General features: G+C 60.5%; 25 protein-coding genes and 1 pseudogene. 14 read left to right on the top strand and 12 right to left on the bottom strand.

The genetic code is table 11. The features are described 5' to 3' along the window. The first annotated feature begins 4 nt into the window (after positions 1 to 4). Entirely contained in the window at positions 5 to 772 is a 768-nt protein-coding gene (locus QF045_RS12310) for a hypothetical protein (protein WP_306492418.1), read from the top strand. A 14-nt stretch (positions 773 to 786) separates the two neighbouring features. Next, complete coding sequence (locus QF045_RS12315; protein WP_306492419.1) at positions 787 to 2,925, top strand: lipase family protein; 2,139 nt, start codon at positions 787 to 789, stop codon at positions 2,923 to 2,925. A 9-nt stretch (positions 2,926 to 2,934) separates the two neighbouring features. Here QF045_RS12315 and codA read toward each other — a convergent pair whose 3' ends face one another. The 4 genes from codA to QF045_RS12335 form a co-directional block, all read right to left on the bottom strand. Further along, complete coding sequence (gene codA, locus QF045_RS12320) at positions 2,935 to 4,170, bottom strand: cytosine deaminase (protein WP_306492420.1); 1,236 nt, start codon at positions 4,168 to 4,170, stop codon at positions 2,935 to 2,937. Positions 4,171 to 4,235: 65 nt separating this feature from the next. Continuing rightward, on the bottom strand, positions 4,236 to 5,504 hold the full coding sequence (codB, locus tag QF045_RS12325; RefSeq protein ID WP_306492421.1) for a cytosine permease: 1,269 nt from the start codon (positions 5,502 to 5,504) through the stop codon (positions 4,236 to 4,238). A gap of 218 nt (positions 5,505 to 5,722) precedes the next feature. Beyond that, positions 5,723 to 6,079 carry a 6-carboxytetrahydropterin synthase QueD gene (gene queD, locus QF045_RS12330; protein WP_017736453.1) on the bottom strand — a complete coding sequence of 119 codons (357 nt, stop codon included), beginning with the start codon at positions 6,077 to 6,079 and terminating at the stop codon, positions 5,723 to 5,725. Positions 6,080 to 6,155: 76 nt separating this feature from the next. After that, positions 6,156 to 7,235: a patatin-like phospholipase family protein gene (locus QF045_RS12335; protein ID WP_306492422.1), complete on the bottom strand. Its 1,080-nt coding sequence runs from the start codon at positions 7,233 to 7,235 to the stop codon at positions 6,156 to 6,158. 177 nt (positions 7,236 to 7,412) lie between these two features. Here QF045_RS12335 and QF045_RS12340 point away from each other — a divergent pair, with 177 nt between their 5' ends. From QF045_RS12340 to QF045_RS12355, 4 genes are read left to right on the top strand one after another with little or no spacing between them, the layout of a single operon-like run. Beyond that, positions 7,413 to 7,715: a PepSY domain-containing protein gene (locus tag QF045_RS12340; RefSeq protein ID WP_306492423.1), complete on the top strand. Its 303-nt coding sequence runs from the start codon at positions 7,413 to 7,415 to the stop codon at positions 7,713 to 7,715. Beyond that, positions 7,715 to 8,026 carry a PepSY domain-containing protein gene (locus QF045_RS12345; protein ID WP_306492424.1) on the top strand — a complete coding sequence of 104 codons (312 nt, stop codon included), beginning with the start codon at positions 7,715 to 7,717 and terminating at the stop codon, positions 8,024 to 8,026. The genes QF045_RS12340 and QF045_RS12345 overlap by 1 nt, the downstream gene beginning before the upstream one ends. Next, positions 8,026 to 8,694, top strand: a complete 669-nt coding sequence (locus QF045_RS12350; RefSeq protein WP_306492425.1) for a response regulator transcription factor — start codon at positions 8,026 to 8,028, stop codon at positions 8,692 to 8,694. The genes QF045_RS12345 and QF045_RS12350 overlap by 1 nt, the downstream gene beginning before the upstream one ends. Continuing rightward, positions 8,691 to 10,010, top strand: a complete 1,320-nt coding sequence (locus QF045_RS12355; protein WP_306492426.1) for a sensor histidine kinase — start codon at positions 8,691 to 8,693, stop codon at positions 10,008 to 10,010. Before QF045_RS12350 ends, QF045_RS12355 begins: the two co-directional genes overlap by 4 nt. A gap of 148 nt (positions 10,011 to 10,158) precedes the next feature. Here QF045_RS12355 and QF045_RS12360 read toward each other — a convergent pair whose 3' ends face one another. Beyond that, the gene (locus QF045_RS12360; protein WP_306492427.1) at positions 10,159 to 12,306 is read right to left on the bottom strand and encodes a methyl-accepting chemotaxis protein; all 2,148 of its coding nucleotides are present in this window, start codon (positions 12,304 to 12,306) and stop codon (positions 10,159 to 10,161) included. A 238-nt stretch (positions 12,307 to 12,544) separates the two neighbouring features. Here QF045_RS12360 and QF045_RS12365 point away from each other — a divergent pair, with 238 nt between their 5' ends. From QF045_RS12365 to QF045_RS27745, 3 genes and pseudogenes are all read left to right on the top strand, one after another. Continuing rightward, the gene (locus tag QF045_RS12365; protein WP_306494886.1) at positions 12,545 to 13,867 is read left to right on the top strand and encodes a Na+/H+ antiporter family protein; all 1,323 of its coding nucleotides are present in this window, start codon (positions 12,545 to 12,547) and stop codon (positions 13,865 to 13,867) included. A gap of 71 nt (positions 13,868 to 13,938) precedes the next feature. After that, positions 13,939 to 14,760 (top strand): annotated as a pseudogene (locus tag QF045_RS27740) (cache domain-containing protein); the annotation flags it as partial. A 102-nt stretch (positions 14,761 to 14,862) separates the two neighbouring features. After that, positions 14,863 to 15,618: a methyl-accepting chemotaxis protein gene (locus tag QF045_RS27745; protein WP_370004746.1), complete on the top strand. Its 756-nt coding sequence runs from the start codon at positions 14,863 to 14,865 to the stop codon at positions 15,616 to 15,618. A 213-nt stretch (positions 15,619 to 15,831) separates the two neighbouring features. Here the strand turns inward: QF045_RS27745 and yegQ are convergent, their stop codons facing one another. Beyond that, positions 15,832 to 17,145, bottom strand: a complete 1,314-nt coding sequence (gene yegQ / locus QF045_RS12375) for a tRNA 5-hydroxyuridine modification protein YegQ (RefSeq protein ID WP_306492429.1) — start codon at positions 17,143 to 17,145, stop codon at positions 15,832 to 15,834. Positions 17,146 to 17,322: 177 nt separating this feature from the next. Between yegQ and QF045_RS12380 the strand changes: the two genes are divergently transcribed. Next, positions 17,323 to 18,390: an AI-2E family transporter gene (locus QF045_RS12380; RefSeq protein WP_124385966.1), complete on the top strand. Its 1,068-nt coding sequence runs from the start codon at positions 17,323 to 17,325 to the stop codon at positions 18,388 to 18,390. Here the strand turns inward: QF045_RS12380 and QF045_RS12385 are convergent. From QF045_RS12385 to QF045_RS12395, 3 genes are all read right to left on the bottom strand, one after another. Then, positions 18,387 to 18,569 (bottom strand): hypothetical protein, encoded by a 183-nt coding sequence (locus QF045_RS12385; protein WP_306492430.1) that lies wholly within the window; start codon positions 18,567 to 18,569, stop codon positions 18,387 to 18,389. The two genes, QF045_RS12380 and QF045_RS12385, sit on opposite strands and share 4 nt — an antisense overlap. A 91-nt stretch (positions 18,570 to 18,660) precedes the next feature. After that, positions 18,661 to 18,855 carry a hypothetical protein gene (locus QF045_RS12390; protein ID WP_306492431.1) on the bottom strand — a complete coding sequence of 65 codons (195 nt, stop codon included), beginning with the start codon at positions 18,853 to 18,855 and terminating at the stop codon, positions 18,661 to 18,663. Between the two features lie 233 nt (positions 18,856 to 19,088). Then, positions 19,089 to 19,448 (bottom strand): hypothetical protein, encoded by a 360-nt coding sequence (locus QF045_RS12395; protein WP_124385968.1) that lies wholly within the window; start codon positions 19,446 to 19,448, stop codon positions 19,089 to 19,091. 155 nt (positions 19,449 to 19,603) lie between these two features. Between QF045_RS12395 and QF045_RS12400 the strand changes: the two genes are divergently transcribed. Continuing rightward, positions 19,604 to 20,425, top strand: coding sequence for a shikimate 5-dehydrogenase (locus tag QF045_RS12400; protein ID WP_306492432.1), 822 nt, complete (start codon positions 19,604 to 19,606; stop codon positions 20,423 to 20,425). A 140-nt stretch (positions 20,426 to 20,565) separates the two neighbouring features. Here QF045_RS12400 and QF045_RS12405 read toward each other — a convergent pair whose 3' ends face one another. Beyond that, positions 20,566 to 21,216, bottom strand: a complete 651-nt coding sequence (locus tag QF045_RS12405) for a YceH family protein (protein WP_306492433.1) — start codon at positions 21,214 to 21,216, stop codon at positions 20,566 to 20,568. Positions 21,217 to 21,331: 115 nt separating this feature from the next. On the opposite strand from QF045_RS12405, the gene QF045_RS12410 reads away from it, so the two are divergent. Beyond that, positions 21,332 to 21,841 (top strand): DUF1993 family protein, encoded by a 510-nt coding sequence (locus QF045_RS12410; protein ID WP_124362113.1) that lies wholly within the window; start codon positions 21,332 to 21,334, stop codon positions 21,839 to 21,841. Between the two features lie 65 nt (positions 21,842 to 21,906). On the opposite strand, the gene sstT is transcribed toward QF045_RS12410, so the two are convergent. Further along, entirely contained in the window at positions 21,907 to 23,127 is a 1,221-nt protein-coding gene (gene sstT / locus QF045_RS12415; RefSeq protein WP_124385972.1) for a serine/threonine transporter SstT, read from the bottom strand. Between the two features lie 239 nt (positions 23,128 to 23,366). Here sstT and QF045_RS12420 point away from each other — a divergent pair, with 239 nt between their 5' ends. After that, positions 23,367 to 24,521 (top strand): MFS transporter, encoded by a 1,155-nt coding sequence (locus tag QF045_RS12420; RefSeq protein WP_306492434.1) that lies wholly within the window; start codon positions 23,367 to 23,369, stop codon positions 24,519 to 24,521. A gap of 1 nt (position 24,522) precedes the next feature. Here QF045_RS12420 and nhaR read toward each other — a convergent pair whose 3' ends face one another. Continuing rightward, a complete protein-coding gene (nhaR, locus tag QF045_RS12425; RefSeq protein WP_306492435.1) occupies positions 24,523 to 25,434 on the bottom strand; it encodes a transcriptional activator NhaR in 912 nt (303 codons plus the stop codon). 134 nt (positions 25,435 to 25,568) lie between these two features. On the opposite strand from nhaR, the gene QF045_RS12430 reads away from it, so the two are divergent. Beyond that, positions 25,569 to 25,820 (top strand): hypothetical protein, encoded by a 252-nt coding sequence (locus QF045_RS12430; RefSeq protein WP_306492436.1) that lies wholly within the window; start codon positions 25,569 to 25,571, stop codon positions 25,818 to 25,820. The last annotated feature ends 23 nt before the right edge of the window (positions 25,821 to 25,843 follow it).

Raw genomic sequence — 25,843 nt, forward strand, 5'->3', positions numbered from 1 at the left:
GTGGATGGAAGGTGCATTGCTGGCTGTTGGAATGATGTGGCTGACAGGGTGTACGGGGAGGGCGGCGGATAGCTTTACGCTGGAGGTAGATTTGCCGGCCGGGTTTGCCGTTTTAGGGGACGCTTCATATGCACCTGCATCAGGCGAAGTCTGCAAACTGCCTAGAAAAAATGGCAGGCGGTCTGAACTCAAAATATTCAAGGCTATCAGCAAGCCCATCGCCAACAGGGTCAGTTTTGAAGTGCCATTGAAGGACCAGGTTAATGGCTGCCCTTTGGTATTGCGCAGACTTGTTTTCGCAATTAATGCCAGTTGGGGGCGGCGTTGGTCGGATATCGGAAGGGACTATGGCCTCATCTATTTTCACGATAAATGGGAGCCTGGAATGCCTTTGATGCCTGAGACTGGAGTCCAAGCACTTCCTGGACGATGCCAGTGGTTATTTCGTACCGCTGGCCCTGAGCATGCCCTTCTTAAAATCCTTTGGTGCAAATCAGTGGATGCTGCTGGCGAACTTAAGACGGCGCGGCCTGGGGGGCATGTGCACCGTGATGGATTGCCGGGGAAAACGTTGAGGTTGGTGTTGGGGTTTACCGAGGAGGAAGAGCCCGCCGTGGATGATAACTGGGTAAAAGTCCTTGGTGGCTGGAAACGCTGTAAGGGTGAAAGCGTGGAGGACTTGTACGCTTTTTGCCGGGGAAATGTCTCCGACTTCAAGGCTTTCAAAATGCCGGATGGACGCTTATGCAACATTTACCCGTCATGTAATTAATAGGGAGAAACTCCGTGAAACAGGATGCATGGAAGCAACAGTTTTTTAACGACAGAATGCCCGCTTGCCCATCGCGCGGGGATTGGTTGTCCTTTCGTCTGGTCGATGAGACGGGCAATGGTAAGGCCTACGGAGGGCTGCCTTACACTCTTCAGGACAGCGCGGGGCAGCGATACAGAGGGCGGTTGGATGGAGACGGTTTTGCCAGGCATCCGGATGTGTATCGTGGGCCGGTAAGTCTGCTGATGGATGAGCCTTATTCAGGCAACGAAATGCCTTATAAAAGGCTTATGACTCGGCGTGACTACGCATTACCCATTACGGAGCTTCAGGTACGTGCCGAACAGACTTATTTTCTAAGCAACGATGGCCAGCGTGTCGAAAATAACCCGGCACGGCAAAAAGCAGATCGTTTTTATCACGTGGAGGTCAGTGATCTGGTTCGGTACAAAGCCCACTTACCTCCAAAGTCGCCTGAGGTTTGGGGCCTTCCCCGAAATGCCCTCAATATGATGGCGGATCTCGGGTTTGGCCCTCCTGAAAACTTGGTCAAAGGGGTGATGCTCTTCCCCAACCAATGTACGACGTTGGAGGTACGTCCTCTACGAGCGTTACGGCCAATCATTTCCCCTGATGATCAGTTTTGTGCGCTTAACCTCTATCAGCTGGCGCTTATGGCTACGTTGAGTTACTGCGAATTTGGCCAGGATCCTCCAACAGGAGATGGGGATACGGTCAGTTTTCCGCTGAACCCTAGTATAGGAAACGTGTTCGTAGAGCAGTTATCGTGTTACCGAGAGGCTTGGAAGTTCGACTCAGAACAAGTGCAGCGGTTTTACCCATTGTATGAAGACGTCGCCTACTCCCGTCGCTTCGAGATTTTGCCCTTTGATCCTGATTTGTATGAGCGCAATCAACCACCTGGTGAGCATCCGGAGGGTATACATTTTTTTAATGACGTTGAATTCGGCACAGATACTCAAGCCTTCATCTGTCATCACGATGAGGTTGTACTTATAGCGGTCCGCGGTACGGCCAGTGGCGCAGATGCTTTGCGCGACGCAGATGCTCATCAAGTCCCTTTCCTCGAGGGTGCAGGTAAAGCTCATCGAGGTTTTTACCAAGGGTTTCAGGCTATGTATCACTTTGTTCTGGATTACCTTTCGCGATACCACATTGATCAACGCGTGGTCATCTGCGGCCACAGCCTGGGCGGCGCAATTGCTTTACTACTCGCCGAAGGACTGCGCCGAATCCCGGACGCCAACTACAACATCCTTCTCTACACCTACGGTGCCCCCCGCGCCGCAGATTCCGAGTTCACCGAAGGCGCCTCCGCCCTGGTCCACCACCGAATCGTCAACCACAACGACCCCGTCCCCAGCGTCCCTGCGCCATGGATGAACACCACTGCCAAATTGTGGGTGCCAGGTGCCGTCACCTTGTTCAGCGCCCCCACCGCCGGCGGCTTGTTGTTTGCGGCGGGCCTGGTACGCGTCGGTGGCAATGCGTACCAGCATCATGGTGAACAACAGCACTTCATGCCGATTGAACTTGCCGATGGCACGCGTTCTTCAGTGTTGTGGAAACCCGGCTGTGAGTCGATCCAGGAGGCCGGGTGCAATCGAGCATTACAGCTGCACGGCGACATGCCCGAGCGCGGCAACCTGTTGAGGCAGCTATTGCAGGCCAATCAGCACTTCATGACCGCCAGCTATATTCCGGCGGCGTGGGCGACATTGCGGCGCTGGCAGCAAACCCTGGACAGCCAGGGGCCGATGGTCACCGCGAGGGAATTTGAATTGCTTGATCGCGCGTTAGATGACATGCGCAGGCAGCTCAGAGCCAAACGCAGTGAGCTGAAGGGCTTGCGCCCGGCCAACGACCGTAGCCATGAGCATAACGAAGCCTTGAACGCAGAGATCGATCGCTTGCATACCAGCCGTGAGCGCCTGGCCAGCCTGCGCTGGCGTCGCCTCGATGCACGCGATGTGTACGGTAGTCATGCGCACTGTGCCGACCTGCAACTGGGCCTCAAGCGCTGGTTCACTCACCGGGAAAACCGAGCCCTGCCGCAGGTTGCCAGTATCCCGCCACCCATTCATAGCGACCTGGGTAGAGCGCACGTCCTGGACATCGACTCGATTGTCTAACGCCACGCGTTACACAAATTCCACCTGCGCCGGCTGGCGCTTCATCAGCACCTTGCCGTTGCGGATCGAATACAACGGCAGGCCCTGGCTGCGAATCACCTCATAGTCGCTGTCTGCCGAGAGCACCAGCAGGTTGGCTGGTCGACCGGGTACCAGGCCGTACCGGTCGCCAAGTGCCATGGCCTCGGCGCTGTTGTCGGTGACCAAATCCAGGGCGCTCTGCAGGTTGCGGTAGCCGAGCATATGGCAGATGTGCAGACCGGCTTCCAGTACTCGCAGGATGTTGCCGTTGCCCAATGGGTACCAGGGGTCGACGATGGAATCCTGGCCGAAACACACATTCATGCCGGCTTCGAGCAGTTCGTTGACGCGCGTGACGCCGCGGCGTTTCGGGAAACTGTCAAAGCGGCCTTGCAGATGAATACTTTCAGTGGGGCAAGAGACGAAGCTGATGCCGGAGTGGCCCAGCAGGCGAAACAGTTTGGCGCAGTAGGCGTTGTCGTAGGAGCCCATGGCGGTGGTGTGGCTGGCGGTGACACGGGCGCCCATGTCGCGGCTGCGGGCTTCTTCGGCCAGCACTTCAAGAAAACGTGAGTGCGGGTCGTCGGTTTCGTCGCAATGCACATCCACCAGGCAGCCGGTGCGTTCGGCCAGGTCCATGAGAAACTTCACCGAGCTCACGCCCTGATCGCGGGTGTACTCGAAATGCGGGATGCCGCCGATCACGTCGGCGCCCAGGCGAATGGCTTCTTCCATCAGTTCACGGCCATTGCGGAAAGACTCAATGCCTTCCTGGGGAAAGGCAACGATTTGCAGGTCGATCAGGTGCTCGCTTTCTTCACGCACTTGCAGCATGGCCTTGAGCGCGGTGAGGTCCGGATCGGTGACGTCGACATGGGTGCGCACATGCTGGATACCGTGGGCGGCGAGGGCCTGGATGGTTTGCTTGGCGCGGCTTTTGGTGTCTTCCTGGGTGATGGTGGCTTTGCGTTCCCCCCAGCATTCGATGCCTTCGAACAGGGTGCCGCTCATGTTCCAGCGTGGTTCGCCGGCAGTGAGGGTGGCGTCCAGGTGAATGTGCGGTTCGACGAAGGGCGGGATTACTAGGTTGCCGGCGGCATCCAAGTCGCCAGCGGTTAACGCCGGTACGGCTGTTTGCGCGGTGATGCTGGCGATCCGGCCATGTTCCAGGTGCAGATCATGCAGGCCTTCACGGTTGCGCAGGCGGGCATTGATGATGTGCATGGGCAAGTTCCTCTTGGCTAAATTCAATCAGGCGGCCGTCAGGTTACCACCGGCCGTGGTCAGGCTCATGCCTGGGCGTCAGCCAGCGGTTGGCGCACCCGCAGCAAGGCGCTGAGCAGTATGTAGGTGAGCGACGCGGCAGCGATCCCCACCAGCGGCGCAACCCATGGCGAGTTGAACGCCAGCAGCGTGCCCACTGCATACGCCGTCAGCCCTGGCCAGTTGAAAGCGGGCAGTCGAGCCTGCGCCAGGCGTGGGTATTGGCCGCGATAACGGTAGAAAAAGTCGGCCATGATCACCCCGCCAATCGGCGGGATCACCGTGCCCAGCAGGATCAGGTACGGCACCAGCATGTCGTACATGCCCAGTAAGGCGAGCAGGGTGCCGATCACCGCACCGGCCAGGGTCACGGTTTTGCGTCGCCGAGTGCGCAGCAGGTTGCAACCGGCGACGGCGAAGTTATAGATGGTGTTGTCCTGGGTGCTCCAGATATTGAGCAGCAACATGGCCATCGCTGCCATGGCGAACCCCTGCAGCAGCAAGACTTCCACCACATCTGGCTGCTGATAGACGATGGCGCCATACGCGCCGATCAACACCATCAGGCCGTTGCCGATAAAAAAACCGATCAGGCTGGCCAGTACCGCGACCTTGGCCGAGCGGGAGAACCGCGTCCAGTTGGTAGCCTGGGTCGCGCCGCTGACAAAGGTGCCGAACACCAGGGTGATCGCCGTGGACAAGTCCAGCTCAGCGCTCGGTACCACCGCCAGCAGACCATCCAGCCCGCCAATCTTGACGGTCGCGACCCACATCGACAGCAACAGCAGAATGCCCATGGCGGGTACCGCGATGTAAGACAGGATTTCCAGCCCGCGATACCCCACGTACGCTGTGGCACAGAACAGCAGGCCAAACACCATCATCAAGGCCAGCACGCTGCCCTGGCTCAATTCGAAATACTTGCCCAGGACCACGGCGGCAGTCGCGGTGCCCCAGGCGTACCAGCCGATCTGGGTGAATCCGAGGATCAGGTCACTGAGCTTGCTGCCGATTTCACCAAAGCAGAAACGCCCCATCAACACCGAGTTCAAACCGCTCTTGAAGGCGATGTAACCCAAGCCCGCGGCGTAGATACCCAACAGTAGGTTACCCAGGGCCACAACGCCGAGCATGCCGGTAAAACTGAAGGCCACCCCCAGTTTGCCGCCGGCAAACATGGTTGCCGTAAAAAACGTGAACCCCAGCAGCACCATGGCCGTGGATGCCAGGCCCTTGCGCGCATGCAGAGGCACTTCGCTGAGGGGGTAATCGTTGCCGGATTCTTGCTGGGTCATGTGCCGCGCTCCCTGAATAATGACGCAGGCCTGTTGCACCGTGCGTGCCAACCCGGCGGCAGTGGCGCACGTACCCAGAGCGCTCGTTATTTACAGCGGCGGGTTGGTTCCAGAGGCGCGATCAAGCGCGAAAGCAGTGCAACCGTGACACAAATTGGATCGGCTTGGGCCAGGCGTAAAAAAACCACCCGCAGGTGGTTTTTTCAACAACGCATCGCTTACTCGCCGCGATAGATACACCCGCTGGTGCACGTCTCATGGATGCGAATCGCACTGAGCTCCGGCAACAGTGGCTTCAACTCAGTCCAGATCCACTTGGCCAGCACTTCGCTGGTAGGGTTTTCCAGGCCGGGGATGTCATTGAGGTAGTTGTGGTCGAGACGCTCATAGAGCGGCTTGAAAATCGCCTTGATTTCCGAGAAGTCGCGAATCCAGCCGGTATGGGGATCCAGGTCGCCGCTCAAGTGGATCGCCACCTTGAACGAATGCCCGTGCAGGCGCCCGCATTTATGGCCGTCCGGGACGTGCGGCAGGCGGTGGGCGGATTCGAACGTAAACTCTTTGAAGATTTCCACGGTATTTTCAGCTCGGTCAGGTATCTGGCAGGCGGCGAGTTTAACAGCTTGACCCGTCGCCGCGCATACCGCTGGGTCAAAGGGGCTGCAAACGCTCGCCCAGCCCACCGTTGTCTGCCAACTGCAGAAACTCATCCCCCAACCGCTGGCTCTCGCTCATTGCCGTCTGCCAGTATTTGTTGCGACTTGCGTCATCGCCCACGAAACGCTTGAAGTCGCTTCGGTCCGGCAATTTGCCGTAAGGCAGGCGGGCCAGGTAGTCCTTTGACGGTGCCAGCAGCAGGACGTCCTGCAAACCCTGCTGGTTGCTGCGTCGCCATGGCAGGCCTTTGTCGAACCAGCCGGGGATGACACGGTCGGTAAAGTGCGGGTACAGCACAATATCGTCGCCGCGGTAGGGGAGGTCGAGGTGGTAATCCAACAGACCACCGTCACGGTAGGTGCCAGCGCCTGCGCCGGGCAGGTCGCGCACGCCTTGCATCACCATGGGAATCGAGCCGGATGCCAGCAGCGCCTGGCGCAGGTTGCCCAGTTCCAGTTCAAGGAAGCGCGACGGGAAATCCTTGAGGGGGTGCACCGGGGGTGCCTGGCGAGGGTCGTGGACGATCAGGCGTTCGAAATGCCGCGACAGCCGTGCGCGGCCGCGCAGGTTATCGGCGATCACGGATGACAGGCCCAGGCCCAAGCGGCCTCTGTGGTCGTCGGCGAGCAGGCCGTGGCTCTTCACCACCATGATGTTCAGGCGATAGTCGGGATTGGTCAGTATCTGTGCATCGCGGCCGGCCAGCAGGTCGTCGAGCATGCGTTGGCAGCTGCGGCTGACTTCGGCCATGGTCACGCCTTTGGCGAAACGCTGTTCGTTATACAGGCGGCCCAGGTCGAGCAAGCCTTGCACCGGGTCCGGCAGGCAAGCGCTGGCAAACCGCCAGGAGCCGATGGACGCACCGATCAGCGCCCGCTCCCGAGGCGCACGCGCCAGCCAGTCGCCGAACAGCGCCAGGTCCAGGCCCTGGATGCCCAAGGCCTTGGGGCCGCCGGCCGCGCCCGGAAGAATGCCGACGTCAGAAGGCGCAAGGCCTTGCTCACGAATGCGGGCAAAGGCGCGTTTACCGGCCTTGAGCGTCAGGGCGGTGAACTTGATGTGGATGGCTGTCATACCGGTCTCTGTCAAAGCGATTGGGGAGCGAACTCGCGTAATTCTTCATAAACACTGCGCCAGCAAGAGCAAGCTCGCCCCTGCGGGGAATTGCCATGGTGGCAATTCAGCTTCAGTTAAGTTGCCGCGCGTACCGTGAGCAGTCGTAGGACAAACATCCTGAAACGGAGACTCATCATGAAGCGCCTTACAGCGCTGGTCGCCGCCGGTATCATTGCAGGCTCGGTCACGCAGGCCTGGGCAATGGACCCCGAAAAACCACTGAAATTGCCTGGCACTGTTACTATTGTCGCCTTCGATCAGCTTGAAGCCACCGCCCTTGCCTTGCACCCTGGTTCGACCCTGCTGGGCACCGACCTGGACGAGGAGTACGGCAAGTACATTTACCAGGTCGAGCTGGAAGATGCCCATGGCTTCGAATGGGACGTTGAATTGGACGCGCTCAGCGGGCACGTTCTCAAGAATCATCAGGACACGTAATGACGGTATATCGACGCGCCGCTAGTCTGGTGCTGCTGGCGCTCCTGGCCTTTTGCACCAGCCTGGCCGCTCGCGACCTCAATCAGGATGAAGCCCTGGCCCTGCGGCAGCAGGGGGTGATCCTGCCGCTGGAGCAGCTGTTGCACACTGCAATGTCACGCTACCCTGGGGCCCGGCTGCTGGAGGCGGAGCTGGAGAAAAAGCACGGCCAATACGCCTATGAAGTGGAGCTGGTGACCACCGACGGCGTGGTGCGCGAAATCAAGCTCGACGCAACCACCGGTACATTGATCAAAGATAAGGAAGACTGATGCGCCTGCTTCTGGTGGAAGACAACGTCCCGCTGGCCGATGAGCTGCTGGCCGGCCTGCAGCGCCAAGGCTATGCGGTCGATTGGCTGGCCGATGGGCGCGACGCCGCGTATCAGGGCCGCAGCGAACCTTATGACCTGATTATCCTCGACCTTGGCCTGCCCGGCTTGCCGGGGCTGGAGGTGCTGGCGCAATGGCGCGCGGCAGCCCTGGCCACGCCGGTGCTGGTGCTGACGGCGCGTGACTCCTGGGCAGAGCGCATCGAAGGGCTCAAGGCCGGTGCCGATGACTACCTGAGCAAGCCTTTTCACCCCGAAGAACTGTACCTGCGCATTCAAGCGCTGTTACGACGCTCTCACGGGCATGCCAACCAACCGACCCTGCAAGCCGCCGGCCTGCACCTGGACGAAGGTCGCCAGTGCGTGCTGCGCGACGGTGACGAGATCCAGCTCACCGCCGCAGAGTTCCGCCTGTTGCGGTATTTCATGCTGCACCCCGAACAGATCCTGTCGAAAAGTCACCTGGCCGAACACCTCTATGACGGCGAGACCGAGCGCGACTCCAACGTGCTGGAAGTTCACGTCAACCACCTGCGCCGCAAGCTGGGGCGCAGCGTGATCGAAACCCGGCGCGGCCAGGGTTATCGGTTCGGCGCCAGCCCTGCATGAAGTCGATCCAGCGGCGTTTGAGCCTGGGGTTGATCAGCGTGATGGTGATCGTCGGCGTGGTGCTGGCGCAAACCAGTCTGTGGCTGTTCGAGGCCGGTCTGCAACGCTATCTGGAGGCGGGCCTGCGCAACGACAGTGAGAACCTGCTGTCGGCGCTGGTGCGTGGGCCCAACGGAGTACAGCTGGATGAGCATCGCCTGTCACCGGCCTATCAGCGCCCATTCTCGGGGCACTATTTCCGCATTGATTTTGCCGACACGCACTGGCGCTCCCGATCATTGTGGGACCAGGAACTGCCAACGCTCCCCGAGGCCGGGCTCAAGGGCAACCTGCAACTGGGGCCTGAAGGCCAGAAGTTGTTGATATTGCGCTCGGACTACAAGCGTTTCGGCCAGCCGATCTCCATCAGCGTGGCGCAGGACTACACACCTGTACGCGAAAGCTTTCGCCTGATGCGCCAGATCGGCCTGGTACTGGGGCTCGCGGCGTTGCTGGTGGTGTTGGTACTGCAGCGGATCACCGTGCGTCGCGCCTTGCGCCCGCTGGAAACGGCGCGTAACCAGATTGCTCAGTTGCAACAAGGCCAGCGCTCGCAACTGGACACCCAGGTGCCGCTGGAGCTCGAGCCCTTGGTGGCGCAGATCAACCATTTGCTCGCGCACACCGAGGACAGCCTCAAACGCTCGCGCAATGCCTTGGGCAACCTGGGGCATGCGCTGAAAACCCCGTTGGCGGTGATGTTGAGTGCCGCATCGAGCGAGGCCCTCAGGGATCAGCCGCAGTTGAGCCAGTTGCTGCGCGATCAGCTTGAACAGGTGCAGCAGCGCCTCAACCGCGAGCTTAATCGTGCGCGCCTGGCGGGCGAAACCTTGCCGGGTGCGTTGTTCGACTGTGAAAAGGAACTGCCGGGGCTGTTGGCCACCCTTAACATGATCCACGGCGAACACCTGGACCTGAGCTACCACGTCGCTCCCGGCCTGCAACTGCCCTGGGACCGTGAAGACTTGCTGGAGTTGCTCGGCAACCTGCTGGACAACGCCTGCAAATGGGCGGATGCCGAAGTGCGATTGAGCATCAGTGAAACGCCGCACGGCTACCAGCTGGCGGTCGAAGACGATGGCCCTGGCATCCCGGAGACCCAGCGTGATCAAGTATTGAGCCGTGGCGCGCGGTTGGATGAACAGATCGACGGCCATGGCCTGGGGCTGGGCATCGTGCGCGATATCGTCGAGGTGTGGGGCGGGGCATTGCAGTTGCAGGAAAGTGAACTGGGTGGGCTCAAAGCGCTGATCGAGCTGCCACACCGGCACGTTTGACCTGTGTAGGAGCGAGCTCGCTCGCGAAGAACTCAGAGCCCCCGCGTTTATCCAGAATGAACGCGTTGCCTGGAAGTTTTTCGCGAGCAAGCTCGCTCCTACAATGAATTACTTTAAGGCTTGCCCGCTCTCACAGGCGCGACAATTCCTACACCCGAAACTGATCCATCAACCCCTGCTGCTGATTCGCCAGGCTGTTCAATGTCCGGCTCACCCGCGCCGACTCATTGGCCTGTTCCGACAGCGATTCGGTCACATCCCGAATCGTCGCCACGTTGTTGTTGATCTCCTCGGCCACCGCGCTTTGCTCTTCGGCGGCGCTGGCGATTTGCAGGTTCATGTCGCTGATCACGGTAACGGCGTCACCGATCTGACGTAGCGCGGTGACCGCCTGGCCGACCTGCTCGACGCTGCCCTGGGCCTGACGATAGCTGTTGCCCATGGCCCCGACGACTTCAGCGGTGCCGCTTTGCAAGTGTTCGATGACCACACGGGTTTCTTCCACCGACTCCTGGGTGCGCCGTGCCAGGTTGCGCACTTCGTCAGCCACTACCGCAAAGCCACGGCCCGCCTCACCGGCGCGTGCTGCCTCGATGGCCGCATTGAGCGCCAGCAGGTTGGTTTGCTCGGCAATGCCGCGAATCACTTCGAGCACCGAGCCGATCTTCTCGCTGTTGCTGGCCAGGCCTTCAACCTGCGCCATGGCCGTGCTCATGTCAGCGGCCAGCAGGCCGATGTTACTGGTGGTCTGGCCGATCACGGTCAAGCCATCGCGGGTGGACTGGTCGGCATCGCGTGCCGCTTGCGCGGCTTGGGCTGCGCTACGGGCGACATCCTGGGCGGTGGCGCTCATTTCGTGAGAGGCGGTGGCCACTTGGTCAACCTGGCGATACTGCTGCTCCATGCCGGCGCTGGTTTCGCTGGCAATCGCGGCGGATTGGTCGGCCGTGCCACGGGCGTCCTGCACCGAGCGTTTGACCTCGGCGATGATCGGTTGCAGCTTGTCGAGGAAACGGTTGAACCAGCCCGCCAGTTGGCCCAGTTCGTCCTGTTTGTCGTAGGCCAGGCGGCGGGTCAGGTCACCTTCGCCGCTGGCGATGTCCTGGAGCATCTGCGCCACGCCGAGGATCGGCCGGGTCACGCTGCGTGCCATCAGCCACACCAGCATCAACCCGACGACGGCGGCCAGCAGGCCCAGGCCAAGTTCCAGCAGGGTGCCCCTGGTGTTGTCGGCATCCAGCTGGGCTTTGAGCGCCTCGGCTGGCGCCACCAACACTTTTTTCGGTACGTCCAGCAGCACGCCCCACGGCTTGCCGCCCGGAATCGGTGCAAAAGGCGCCAACACTTTGAGTTGCTGATCGCTACGCAGGCTGCGGATCTGCGTGCTGCTCGCCAGGGCAGTGATCAGCTGTGCGCCGCTGGCTGTGTCGACCTGGTCCAGGCGTTGGCTGAGCTTGCTGGCGTCCGGGCTGTAGCCGGCGAGCAAGCCGGTGGGGCTGAGGATGCTGACCTGGGTCTGGCCGTCGTACAGCTTGTGGCTGGCCTGTTGGCTCACGGCCTGCAAACTGTTGAGGTTGATGTCCACCGACAGCGAGGCAATGACTTTGCCATTGACCATCAGCGGGAAGACGATGCTGGTCATCAGCACGTTGTGCCCGTCGATCACATAAAAGTAGGGTTCGATCACGCAGGGCTTGAGGGTGGTGCGCGGGCAGGTGAACCAGGCGTTGGCTTTTTCGCCGCTGGGGCCGACGGAGGTGTCCGTCATGTCGCTTTCGGGCAGCGCCATGGAAGTGATTTTACCGGGCGTTGGCTGCGACCAGTACAGCGCGAAGCGGCCTGTGTCGTTACTGCCCAGTTCGGCCTGATTGGCGAACAACTCATCCTTGCCGTCCAGCGCATTGGCTTCGAACACCAGGGACAAACCGAGCAGGTCAGGGTTGGCCTGTAGCGCGGCCTTGACCTGACGGGTCAGGTCTTCGCGAGTATCGAAGGCGTCCAGGAAGCGTTTTTCCGCCTGCTCGCGCAAGAACAGCACCTGGCGGGAAAACCCATGGCCGTACTGGTAGGCATCCATAAACTGCTGGCGAATGCCCAGCGCCTGCACTTCACCCTGGGCCTCGATGCGCGCCTGGGCGGCTTCATCCAGCATCTGCATGCTGGACGCTTTGACCTGCTCGGAGCTTTGCGCCATCCGATACAGCGACAGACCGACCAGCAGGGTCACGATCCCCAGCAGGCACAGGCCCGCGAGTAGGGTGATTTTCCATTGAATGGAGAGCTGCCTGAGCGACATCGGGACATCCTTACCTGAATACACATGAAAAATCGTTATCGGCTGCGCTGACTCCTTCTTTATTCAAACATCCAATTTAAAGCTCAAAACGGCGTCGCTTTTTGACATGGCCGTCCCGCTGCTGCAAAGTGCGCGCCCTCTAATAAGACTCTTAAAGCCTGCACACCGGCAGCGCCTGCGATGGCCGCTGCGGCGCGGGTATGCCTGTCTTTTATGTTTTCGTTCTGAGGTAACCATGATTAACGCTGTTATCGCCGCGGTCGGCACCATGCTGGTGCTCAGCCTGTCCCGCGTGCATGTGGTCATCGCCATCATCGTCGGCGCCCTGGTGGGCGGCTTGACCGGTGGCCTGGGTATCGACGCCACGCTCAAAGCGTTCAACAGTGGCCTGGGCGGCGGTGCGACGGTGGCTTTGTCCTACGCCTTGCTCGGCGCTTTCGCGGTGGCCATTGCCAAGTCCGGCCTGGCCCATGCCCTGGCGGACAAAGCGCTGTTGCTGGTCGATCGGCAGGAAGCCAGCGGCGGCAACCACGTCAAATGGCTGTTGATCGGCTTGCTGTGGGCGGTGGCGATTGCTTCGCAGAACATCCTGCCGATCCACATTGCGTTCATCCCGCTGCTGGTGCCGCCGCTGTTATACGTGTTGACCAAGCTGCAACTGGACCGTCGCCTGATCGCGTGCGTCATGACGTTCGGTTTGATCACGCCCTACATGTTCCTGCCGGTGGGGTTCGGCAATATCTTCCTCAACCAGATCCTGTTGGCCAACGTGGCCAAGAGCGGCGTGGATATCAGCCAGGTCAACGTGACCCACGCCATGAGCCTGCCGGCGCTGGGCATGGTGGTCGGCCTGCTGGTGGCAGTGTTTATCAGTTATCGCAAAAAACGCGTGTACGACCTGGCGAAAATCGAGCGTGTCGAGCAGGTGGCGGTGCAGTACAACCCGTTGACCCTGCTGGTGGCCGGCCTGGCGATTGCCTCGGCGTTCATCATCCAGCTGTGGCTGGACTCGATGATCATCGGTGCGCTGGCCGGGTTCCTGATTTTCTCGGTGTCGGGCATCGTGCGCTGGCGCGACACCGATGACCTGTTCACCGAAGGCATGAAGATGATGGCGATGATCGGCTTCATCATGATCGCCTCGTCGGGCTTTGCCGAAGTGCTCAAGGCCACCGGTGTTGATGTGCGCTCGCTGGTGCAAGCGTCGGCGGCGTTCATCGGGCATAGCCGTGGGGTGGGAGCGCTGTTGATGTTACTGGTGGGGCTGTTGGTGACCATGGGCATCGGTTCGTCGTTTTCCACGGTGCCGATCCTGGCCGCGATTTTTGTGCCGTTGTGCGTGCAACTGGGTTTCAGCCCGGTGGCCATCGTGTGCATCGTCGGCACCGCCGGTGCCTTGGGCGATGCGGGCTCCCCGGCATCGGACTCCACCCTCGGCCCAACCTCCGGCCTGAATATCGACGGCCAGCACCATCACATCTGGGACACCGTGGTGCCGACTTTCCTGCACTACAACCTGCCGCTGCTGGCGTTTGGCTGGCTGGCGGCGATGACGCTCTGAGGCCCGCTCCTACAGAAAATTGACGTTTGGCCGTTAACCTCTCGAGTTGCCACTAATAAGAGAGAAAAGCCATGCGTCTGAGCCTCAAGGCCAAAGTCCTGACCCTTGCCGTCGTGCCGGTGCTGCTGTTTGCCCTGGTTATCAGCCTGACCACCGTGTGGATTCTTCAGGACCAGGCGCGCAACGAAGTGGATGAAACCCGCCAACGCCTGCTCAACAATGCCAAGGCCACGCTGCAAAGTTATGTCGAAGTGGCCATGACTACCATCAAGCCGCTCTACGACGCGGCCGCTCCCGGTGACACGGCGGCGCGGGCGCAGGTGGTCAAGCTGCTGTCCAACACCAGCTACGGCAAGGACGGTTACTTCTTCGGCTACGACTCTGAAACCATTCGCCTGTTCAAGGGCAACAGCCCGGACGGCGTGGGCAAGAGCTTCAAGGATAACCGCGACCCCAATGGCGTCTACGTCAACCGCGACCTGGTCAAGGTCGGCAAGGACGGCACCCACTACCTGCAATACAGCTCGACCCAGCCCGGCCAGACCGAACTGGTGCCCAAGCTCGGCTACACCGAATACCTGCCCAAGTGGGACATGGTCATCGGTACCTCGGTCAACCTCGATGGCATCGAAGCCCAGGTCGCGGTGGTCGAGGCCAAGGTTGAAAAACGCATGGAAGGCGTCCTGTTGAGCATTCTCGGGGTGGCCGTCGTGGTGCTGCTGGTGATTGCCGCCGTCGGCCTGCTGGTGGCCAACACGATCCTGCGCCCACTGAGCCTGATGAAGGCCAACCTGGACGATATCGCCGCCGGTGAAGGTGACCTGACTCGCCGCCTGGCCATTACCAGCCAGGATGAGCTGGGTGACCTGGCCGGCGCGTTTAACCGGTTTGTCGACAAGATCCATGGGCTGGTACGCCAGATCACTGAAATGACCGGGCAACTCACCGGCCTGGTGAGCCAGGTCTCCGAGCAGGCCCAGCGCTCGGAAACCGCGATGGAGCGCCAGCGTCACGAAACCGACCAGGTCGCCACCGCGATCAACCAAATGTCGTCCGCTGCGCACGAAGTGGCACGTAGCGCCCAGGGTGCCGCCGTTGCCGCGCAGCAGACCGACGCCGAGGGCCAGGCCGCCAAGCGCGTGGTGGACGGCAGCATCGCGCAGATCCATGCGCTGGTGAACGATATCCGTAGCAGCGGCGTGTCCCTCGACAGTTTGCAGCAGGACGTGTCGTCGATTGTCAGCGTGCTCGGCGTCATCCGCTCGATTGCCGAACAGACCAATCTGCTGGCGCTCAACGCCGCGATTGAAGCTGCGCGGGCGGGGGAGGCCGGGCGTGGGTTTGCCGTGGTCGCCGATGAAGTGCGCGCCCTGGCCAGCCGCACCCAGACCAGCACCCAGGAAATCCAGGGCATGATCGACCGCCTGCAAAAAGGCACCGAAGCCGCCGTGGACGCCATGCGCCGCTCCAGCGATGCCGGTGACGGTACGTCGGCCCAGGCCAACCAGGCCGGCGCGTCGCTGGACACCATGGCCCAGTTGATCGGCACCATCAACTCGATGAACGCACAGATCGCCAGCGCCGCCGAAGAACAAACCGCCGTGGCTGAAGAGATCAACCGCAGCGTGCATCAGATTGCCGTCGCGGTGGACAGCGTGGCCGATGAAACCCAACTTGGCGCCCAGACGTCCCGTAGCCTCGCCGACCTGGGCCAGCGCCTGGGGCAGTTGGTGGGCCAGTTCAGGATCTGAACTGCTTCCCGCATTGTTTTGATGAAACTCAATGTGAGAGGGGGGGCCACTGAAGTCAGCCAGGTAAGGCTTTTTGTAGGAGCGAGCTTGCTCGCGAAGAACTCAGGCACCCCGGGTTTATTCAGAATGAACGCGTTGCCTGGATGTTTTTCGCAAGCAAGCTCGCTCCTACAATGGACCACTTCGCTTAACTGACTCCGCCCATCAGAGGGTCTACACGTCGCGCATCAGCAAGCCAAAAGCCAGGTCCATCTCGGCCGGCAAGGGCACATATACCGTGTGCCCATCCCCCGGCGCTACCTCGATGGCGTCGCCCTTGGCGTTATGCAACGTGGCCAGGTCAAAGTGAAAATTGCCCGCTGGCGTCATCAGTTCCAGATGATTGCCCAGCGCAAAACGGTTCTTCACCTTGACCTCGGCCAGCTCGCCTCGGCGCTCGCCGGTCAATTCACCGACAAATTGCTGGCGCTCGGAGACGGAGCTGCCGTTCTGGTAGTTCTGGTATTCGTCGTGCACATGGCGACGCAGAAACCCTTCGGTGTAGCCGCGTTGGGCCAGGGATTCGAGGTCGGTCATCAAGCGGCGGTCAAAGGCGCGGCCGGCCATCGCATCATCGATTGCGCGGCGATACACCTGGGTGGTGCGCGCGCAATAGAAGTGCGATTTGGTGCGGCCTTCGATTTTCAGCGAGTGCACGCCCATGTGGGTCAGGCGCTCCACGTGCTGCACGGCGCGCAGGTCCTTGGCGTTCATGATGTAGGTGCCGTGTTCATCTTCGAAGGCGGGCATGTGCGCTTCGGGACGGTTGGCTTCGTGCAACAGGAACACCTGGTCGGTCGGCGTGCCAATGCCCAGCGTCGGTTCGAATGCCTGGACGATCTCGCCCGTGGCATTTTCCACCGCCGCAGTGGCCTGGTATTTCCAGCGACACGCGTTGGTACAGGTGCCTTGGTTGGCGTCGCGCTTGTTCATATAGCCCGACAGCAGGCAACGCCCGGAATAGGCCATGCACAGCGCGCCATGAACGAACACCTCTAGCTCCATGGCCGGCACGTGCTGGCGGATCTCGTCGATCTCCTCCAGGGACAGCTCCCGCGACAGGATTACCCGGCAGATGCCTTGTTGTTGCCAGAACGCCACACTGGCCCAGTTGACGGTATTGGCCTGGACCGACAAGTGAACCGGCATCTGTGGGAAATGCTGGCGCACCAGCATGATCAGCCCTGGGTCAGACATGATCAGCGCGTCCGGGCCCATGGCGATCACCGGGGCCAGGTCCTTGAGAAAGGTTTTCAGCTTGGCATTGTGTGGCGCGATGTTCACCACCACGTAGAAACGCTTGCCCTGTGCATGGGCTTCCCGGATACCGAGGGCCAGGTTGGCGTGGTCGAATTCATTGTTGCGCACGCGCAGGCTGTAGCGCGGCTGGCCGGCGTACACCGCATCAGCTCCGTAAGCAAAGGCGTAACGCATGTTCTTCAACGTGCCGGCGGGCGCGAGCAGTTCGGGGGCGATCAGTGGGAGCATGGAGGTGTGGGCCGCAAAAAAGGCGCGAGGGTAGTGCAGGCCATGGCCTGCTGCATTGATCCAGGTCTAGATAAGCCGATCTATGCTTGTTCGATAAACCAGGGCACTCCCAGGTTTCGCTGCGGACTAAGCAACAGGGCCGACATCGGCCCTGTGCTTTTTTGACATGGATCGGACATGAATCAAACCAACCTGCAATTCAAGACCCTGCTGTTACTGCTGGCTCTGGTCACCGTCGCCTTTATTTGGATATTGCTGCCATTCTATGGCGCGGTGTTCTGGGCGGTGATCCTCGGCATCATCTTCGCGCCGATGCAGCGCCGCCTGCAGCAGCGCTTTGGCTGGAACCGTAACCTGACCTCCCTGACCACCTTGACGGTGTGCCTGGTGATCGCAATCTTGCCGGTCATCATTACCAGCGCCTTGCTGGTGCAGGAGGGCGCCACCCTTTACAAGAATATCGAAAGCGGCAAGTTGGACGTGGCCGGTTATATCGAGCAGTTCAAGCATTTCCTGCCGCCGTATTTCCAGCACCTGCTGGATCGGTTTGGCATGGGCAATCTCGAAGGGCTGCGAGAAAAGGTGGTGAAGGGCGCGATGCAGGGCAGCCAATTCTTCGCCAGCCAGGCGTTCAGTTTCGGCCAGGGCACATTCGATTTCCTGGTGAGCTTTTTCATCATGCTGTACCTGCTGTTTTTCCTGCTGCGCGACGGCCCGGAACTGGTGCGCAAGGTGCGCACGGCGGTGCCATTGGCCGAGCCGCAAAAGCGACGCCTGCAACTGAAGTTCAACCGGGTGGTGCGGGCCACGGTCAAGGGCAACGTGCTGGTGGCCGTTACCCAAGGTGCGCTGGGAGGGCTGATCTTCTGGTTCCTGGATATTCCCAGTGCGTTGCTCTGGGCGGTATTGATGGCGTTTCTGTCCCTGCTGCCTGCGGTGGGCGCCGGGATCGTATGGGGGCCGGTGGCCGCCTACTTCCTGTTGAGCGGTTCAATCTGGCAGGGCGTGGTACTGGCGCTGTTCGGCGTGTTCGTGATTGGTTTGGTGGACAACGTGCTGCGCCCGATTCTGGTGGGCAAGGACACCAAAATGCCGGACTACCTGATCCTGATCTCGACCCTGGGCGGGCTATCAGTGTTTGGCCTGAACGGCTTCGTGATCGGGCCGCTGGTCGCGGCGCTGTTCATGTCCTGCTGGGCGCTGTTTGTCGAAACCAAGCCGCGGGTCAAGCTGCCGTTGCCCTAGGCTTCAAGCCAGCAGTTGGCTGCCAGCTGGCGCTGCATCTGGGCATCGGATAACGAGGTGAGCGGGCCGCTGATAGGCTCGCCATCGCGTACCACGTACCAGCAGGCGAGCAAGCCCAGCTTGCGAAGAGGGGCGGGGACGGCGCTGCCGACGACGGACATGATTTGAACAGTGGGCATAAATACCTCCAAACGTTATGGAGGTCACCTTACGGTGCGGTGGCGCCGAGGAAAAATCACCTGGCTCGATAGTCGACATCAACGCCACACGTCAATCCACCACCTGATCGAGCATGTGCACCACTTCCTGCTCGCTGAGCACGCCCTTGCGCACCAGGTTCTCTGCCAGCAATGCCAGGAACTTGGCACTGCGGTGGCCTTCCAGGTGTTTGAGTTCGGTCAGCGCGCTGTACACCTTGCTGGACGTGCAGAGGCCAGCGGTGCGGTGCGGATTTTGTGTGGGCATGGTCAATCGTCCTTAATTGTTATTGAGTGGACAGAGCCGATACTGAGACAGGTGCGTGACACAAACATGACAGCGTTCGTATCGGTCGATCAAGGGGAGATCCAGCCTGATAGTGTAGGAATGCTGCTCCAGCATTGTCCTCACAACGACCTTGGCGAGGTAAATCCAGACTTTTCAGGCAAAAAAAGGCCCCGCGTGTGGGCGAGGCCTGTTGCGCATTCACCGACTGACGGTTACCAGCCGTGGCGGTAGTAGCCGTGGGGAGGGCCATAGTAGCCATAACCCCGTGGCGGGCCGTAATACACCGGTGCCGGACGGTAATAAACCTGCTGCTGCACATACACCGGTGGTGGCGGTGCGTAGTAGACCGGCGGCGGAGCGGCATACACAGGCTGCGGCTGCACGTACACCGGTTGCTGTACATAGACCTCACGAGGCTGGCTGGCAACCACGGAGCCGACGACAGCTGCACCGACGAGAGCACCCAATACGGCCGGGCCACCCCAACCACCACCGTGGGCAGAGGCTTGGCCTGCCATAGCGAGTGCGCCAATAAGCAAGGCAATTTTGGGGACTTTACGAATCATGGTCATTCCTCGGTTAGCCCCTGCGCTTGTGGTCTGCAATCAATAGACTCAAGGATTGTCGCGGGGATACTTTTAAGACAACGTGTTTCTGAAAAACAGCACAGCCAATAGGTAAAGGTTGTGTAAGGTCTGTACCGATTTGCTTACTCAAGGAGCTACCCATGCAGATGCACCCCAACAAGGACACCCAACTGTGCATGTCACTGTCGGCGCGTCCCGGGAATTTTGGCCTGCGTTTCCATAACCATCTGTATGAGCAGTTGGGCCTGAATTTCTACTATAAAGCCTTCAGCAGCCAGGATTTGCCCGGCGCGATCGGTGGCATACGGGCGCTGGGCATTCGGGGTTGCGGCGTATCCATGCCGTTCAAAGAGGCGGCCATCGCCTTAATGGACGAACTGGACGATTCGGTTCAAGCCATCGATTCCCTCAACACCATCGTCAATACCGGCGGCCGCCTCAAGGCGTACAACACCGACTACATCGCCGTTGAGCAACTGCTGAAAAAGCATCAGGTGCCCAAAGACTCAAGCTTCGCCCTGCGCGGCAGCGGCGGCATGGCCAAGGCCGTGGCCAGTGCCTTGCGTGACGGCGGTTATGCCAACGGCGTGATCGTGGCGCGCAACGAGGTGGCGGGCAGGGCGCTGGCACGTAACCTGGGCTATGAATGGCAGGCCGACCTGGGCGGTTTGCGCCCGCGGATGCTGGTCAATGTGACGCCGATCGGCATGACCGGCGGGGCAGAGGCGGATCAGTTGGCCTTTGAGGCCGATGCCATTGACCAAGCCGAGACCGTATTCGATGTGGTGGCGATCCCCGCGGAAACACCGCTGATCATGCGTGGACGCGCCCAGGGCAAGCGGGTGATCACCGGGCTTGAAGTGATCGCGATCCAGGCGTTGGAGCAATTCGTGCTCTATACCGGCGTGCGTCCCACACAAGAGCAATTCCACGCCGCCGTGGCGTTCGCCCGGGCGGTCTAAGCGGGGAACGTTGTAGGAGCGAGCTTGCTCGCGAAAAACTCAAGGGCAGCGCGTTTATCCAGAATAAACGCATTGCCTGGGCGTTTTTCGCGAGCAAGCTCGCTCCTACAGTGGGCCGCCTGTTTCAAGTTGGACGCCTGTCAGGCCTGTTCCAACTGCGCCAGCCGTTCTTCCAGCGCAGCAATCCGCGCTTCCAACTCTTCAATACGCTCGGCCGAGACAGCTCCACCGCCACGCTCCACCGGATTGCCGCGTGCCGAAATAATCGCTTCGATATCCGCCGGATCCCCCAGCGCATGGGTATAACGATCTTCGCGCTGACCCGCCTGCCGCGGCACCAGCACCGCCAAGCCGCGTGCAATGAGGCGTTCGAGCTGATGCACCACCTGCTCTGCGTCCTCAAAGTCATGCATGCGCCCGCTGCGCGTGAGCAACTCGTTGACGGTCTGCGGCCCGCGCAGGAACAGCAACCCGATCAGGATCACCTGGGCCGGCACCAGTTCCAGCGCCTTCTCCACACGGTGCTCCCAGCGGTCGGCGCGGCTGCCCATGACCAGCCGGGTAAAACCCTGGCCTTCGAGTACGCGCAAGCTCTGGCCGACCTGACCCTGGCTCAGGTTGGTCACCGGTTCCCGGCTGGTTTTCTGGTTGCAGGCCAGCACCAGGGCGTTGAGGGTCAGGGGGTAGGTTTCCGGGTTGGTCGCCTGTTTTTCGATCAGGCAGCCCAGGATGCGGATTTCCGTGCTGTTCAGGCGCGGCTCAGGGGTGTCGGTGTCGTGCTCGGCGGTCATCGCGCTTTCCCTATGCAGTGAATCCACTAGCCTAAGCCGGAAAAAATAAAAGACAAGCGGCAGGCAAGGCTATAATCGCCGCTGGTTCCAACCCTGTCCTTACCGTGAGACTGACATGACCATTTCCCTGTATGCCGCTTCTATCCCAGTCTTCAAGCAAATGCTCAACGCCCTCAGCGATGTGCTGAACAAGGCCGAAGCCCACGCCACCGCCAAGAACATCGAGCCGAACGCGCTGCTGCAAGCGCGCCTGTTCCCGGATATGTTTGCGCTGGTGCGCCAGGTCCAGATCGCCGTCGACTTCGCCAAGGGCGTTTCCGCGCGCCTGGCCGAGATCGAAGTGCCCAAGTACGAAGACAGCGAAGTCACCTTCGCCGACCTGCAAGCGCTGATCGCCAAGGTGCTGGCCTTTGTCGACACCATCAAGCCTGAGCAAATCGACGGCAAGGAAGGCATCGAGATCGTCACCCGCCCAGGCACCCCGAAAGAGAAGCGCTTCAGCGGCCAGTCCTACCTGCTGACCTACGGCTTGCCGCAGTTCTTCTTCCACGTCACCACCGCTTACGCGTTGCTGCGTCATAACGGCGTTGAAGTGGGCAAACGTGACTACATGGGCGCTTTCTAAGCACTCACAAAAAAGCCCGGGAGCGTTGTTCAACGAACGCTCCCGGGCTTTTTTATGGCCGGTGTTTAAGCCGGCTGTTCATCCTTGCCCAAGCAGGCCGCCGCGGTAAACAACACATCGGTGGACGAATTGAGCGCGGTTTCCGCCGAATCCTGCAGCACACCGATGATGAAGCCTACCGCCACTACCTGCATGGCGATCTCGCTCGGGATGCCGAACAGGCTGCACGCCAGCGGAATCAACAGCAGCGAACCACCGGCCACGCCCGAAGCGCCGCAGGCGCAGATGGCTGCAACCACACTCAGCAGCACGGCGGTGGGCAGGTCCACGGCAATGCCCAGCGTGTGCACGGCCGCCAGGGTCAGCACAGTGATGGTGATTGCCGCGCCGGCCATATTGATGGTGGCGCCGAGCGGGATCGATACCGAATAAGTGTCTTCATGCAGGCCCAGGCGTTTGCTCAGCGCCAGGTTCACCGGAATGTTTGCTGCCGAACTGCGGGTGAAGAACGCGGTGATCCCGCTTTCGCGCAGGCACAGCAACACCAGCGGGTAAGGGTTACGGCGCAGTTTCCAGAACACGATTGCGGGGTTGATCACCAGCGCCACGAACAGCATGCAGCCGATCAGCACCACCAGCAGGTGGGCATAACCGAGCAGAGCGCCGAAGCCGGAGGTGGCCAGGGTCGAGGCGACCAGGCCGAAGATCCCCAGCGGGGCGAAGCGGATCACCACACGTACGATCAGCGTCACGCCGTTGGACAAGTCGTCGAGCACGGTGCGGGTGGTTTCGCCGGCATGGCGAATGGCAATACCCATGCCGATGGCCCAGGCCAGGATGCCAATGAAGTTGGCATTCATCAGGGCGCTGACCGGGTTATCCACCACGCTGAGCAGAAGGCTTTGCAGCACTTCGCCGATACCGCCGGGAGCGCTCACGGTGGCGTCATGGGTGGCCAGTACCAGGGACGACGGGAACAGTGTGCTGGCGACCACCGCAACCACGGCGGCAGCAAAGGTGCCCAGCAGATACAGAAACAGGATCGGCCGGATGTGGGTTTCCTGGCCGTGTTTATGATTGGCGATGGACGCCATCACCAATACAAACACCAGGATCGGCGCGACGGCCTTCAGCGCCGTGACGAACACCTTGCCAATAAATCCGGTGGCCTTGGCGGCCTCAGGCAACAACAGGGCCAGCAGAATCCCGGCGATCAGGCCGATGACAATTTGGGTGACCAGGCTGACGCGCATTAAACGTTGCAGCGGGGAAGGGGCAGCAGTCATAAACAGTTGTCTCTAGTTTTTTTAGTAGGGCACAGCATTACAGGGAGAAAGTACTGTAGGAAGCAGGCGCGAAGTCTAGCATGCTGTAGGACGTCTCCCGTTTGCTGCGTCATTCCGTCACCCGCTCCGTCGGATTTGGCCAAATCCGGACATGTTCTGTTAACATTTCCTTTCTCATCTTTCCTCTTCGTCAGCGGGCCCTTCGGGCTGTCGTTGCTCTCGTCGTTTCTGGAGTTTTCATGTTGTTTCCCATCCTGCTGCTGTCGGCCGCCGGTTTTACCGTGCTGACCACAGAATTCGTCATTGTCGGCCTGTTGCCCTCGATCGCCCGGGACTTGAACGTCAGCGTGTCCGAGGCTGGGCTGCTGGTGACGTTGTTCGCGTTCACCGTGGCGGCGTTCGGTCCGTTCCTGACCGCCTACTTCGCGCGGTTCCAACGCAAGCGCCTGTTCATCAGCATCCTGATCCTGTTCGCGGTGGCCAATACCGTGGCGGCGCTGGCGCCGAATATCTGGGTGATGGCCCTGGCACGCTTGATCCCGGCCCTGGGTTTACCGGTGTTCTGGGCCCTGGCCAGTGAAACGGCGGTGGACATTGTCGGCCCTGAATTTGCCGGGCGCGCGATCGAGAAAATCGGTTTTGGCATTGTCTGCGCCACGGTGTTCGGCATTCCGGTGGGCACGCTGATTTCCGACATGTTCGGCTGGCGCACCGCCTTTGCCGCCCTTGCGGTGATTGCGCTGGCCAAGGCGCTGTTGCTGTTTGTCTACCTGCCGGTCACTCAGGCGAAGAACGAGCAGGTCAGCCTGCGCTCGCAATTCAAGATCCTGCGCAGCCCAGTGATGCAGGGCCATATCCTGTTGTCGATCCTGGTGTTCAGCGGCATGTTCACCGCCTATACCTATTTGGCGGACATCCTTGAGCGCCTGGCCGGGTTTGACGGCACGCTGGTGGGCTGGTGCCTGATGGGCTTTGGCGCGGTCGGGTTGATCGGCAATTCTCTGGGTGGGCGAGCGGTGGATCGTCACCCGTTGATCGCCTCCATGGTGTTTTGCGGGTTCATGATCGCGGGCATGGTGGCGGTGGTGCCGGCCATTCACTCAACCATCGGCCTGGCGGCGGCCATGGCCGTGTGGGGCGTGACCCAGGCGGCTATGTTTCTGGTCAGCCATGTACGGCTGATGAAGGCGGCGCCCCATGCACCGGCGTTTGCCGCGTCGTTGAATATCGCCGGGGCCAACCTGGGCATCGGCTTGGGCGCGATGGTCGGTGGGCGGGTAATCGATACGCTGGGCCTGGGCAGCCTGGGCTTTGCCGCGTCGGGGTTTATCCTGGTGTCGATCCTGCTGGCATTGTGGCTGATGACGGCCAAGCCGGCGTCGACCTGCGCCTGAGTTATGTAGGAGCGGGCAGGGCGGTAAACAGTTCGCGTCGGGCACCTTCGGTAATCGCCACGATGCCGGGGTGCTTGACCTTGCGCTCCACCGAGATGGCATAGAACGACTCGCTTACCGCGTCGGTCTGGCCGATCAGCACCACGCCGTACTGGCGCACCACCTCGTCGGCGATCACGCTGGGGGCAATGAAGATGCCGCTGCCGGATTGCCCGAATGCCTGCATCAACGCGCTGTCGTCGAACTCGCCGATGATCCTGGGTTGAATCTGCTGATCGGCAAACCAGCGTTGCAGACGGCTGCGCACCACGGTCTCCGCGCCGGGAATCAACAGGGGTGCGCCGTGCAGGCAGGCTGGAAAATCGCCGCTATGTTGCTCAGCCAACGCCTGGGTGGCGAAAAAACTGATGCCACATTCCCCCAGCTTCTGGCTGTAGCCCTTGATGTCCAGGTGCGTGGGCATCGGGCTGTCGGAAATCACCAGGTCCAGGCGCTGGATAGCCAAGTCGGCCAATAAGCGTTCGAGTTTGTCTTCACGGCAGGTGATGCGCAGCGGTTCGCTCAGCTCCATGGTAGGGGCGATCAGCCGGTACACGATGGACTTGGGCACCACATCCGCCACCCCGACGCGAAACACGATCTGCTGCTCATTGGGTTGCGCGCGCAGCAACGCTTCCAATTCGTTGCCGGTCTGGAACATCTGCTCGGCGTAGGGCAGGGCTCGGCGCCCGGCTTCGGTCAGCTCCAACTGGCGTCCCACTCGCTGAAACAGTGCAATGCCAAAGGTTTGCTCCAGCAGGCTGATCTGCCCGCTGATCGTCTGAGGCGTGAGGTTCAATTGCTCGCAGGCGCGCACGATGCTGCCGGTCTTGGCCACCACCCAGAAGTAATGCAGTTGTCGATAATTGAGCATCGCGGTCTACACTTCGTAAAAATCGAAGTATACGCGAGAAAAATACGAATTTTCCTGAACTGTTTGCCTGCATAGAATGCCTCGCTATCGCCGGGCCACTATTTGGACCCAATGGTTCTAACGAGGAATACATGATGAAACTCAATTCTGTGGGCGCGGCTGCATTGCTTGCGCTTTCATTGGTGGTGATCAGCGGGTGCGATCAGGTCGAAAAAAGCGCGCAGCAGGTACTGGGCAAAGCCACCGAATCGGCCAAGCAAGCGATCGATGACACCCAGAAAGCCGCCGAGCAGGCATTGAGTGAAGCGACCCAGGGCCTGATCAATCCGCGCAAAAAGGATGATCAGGAAGAAAAAGACGCGCAATCGCATACCCAAGAAACCTAATTTCCCAGCACAACGTCAGGACT

Source organism: Pseudomonas sp. W4I3 (assembly GCF_030816195.1).
Taxonomy (GTDB): domain Bacteria; phylum Pseudomonadota; class Gammaproteobacteria; order Pseudomonadales; family Pseudomonadaceae; genus Aquipseudomonas.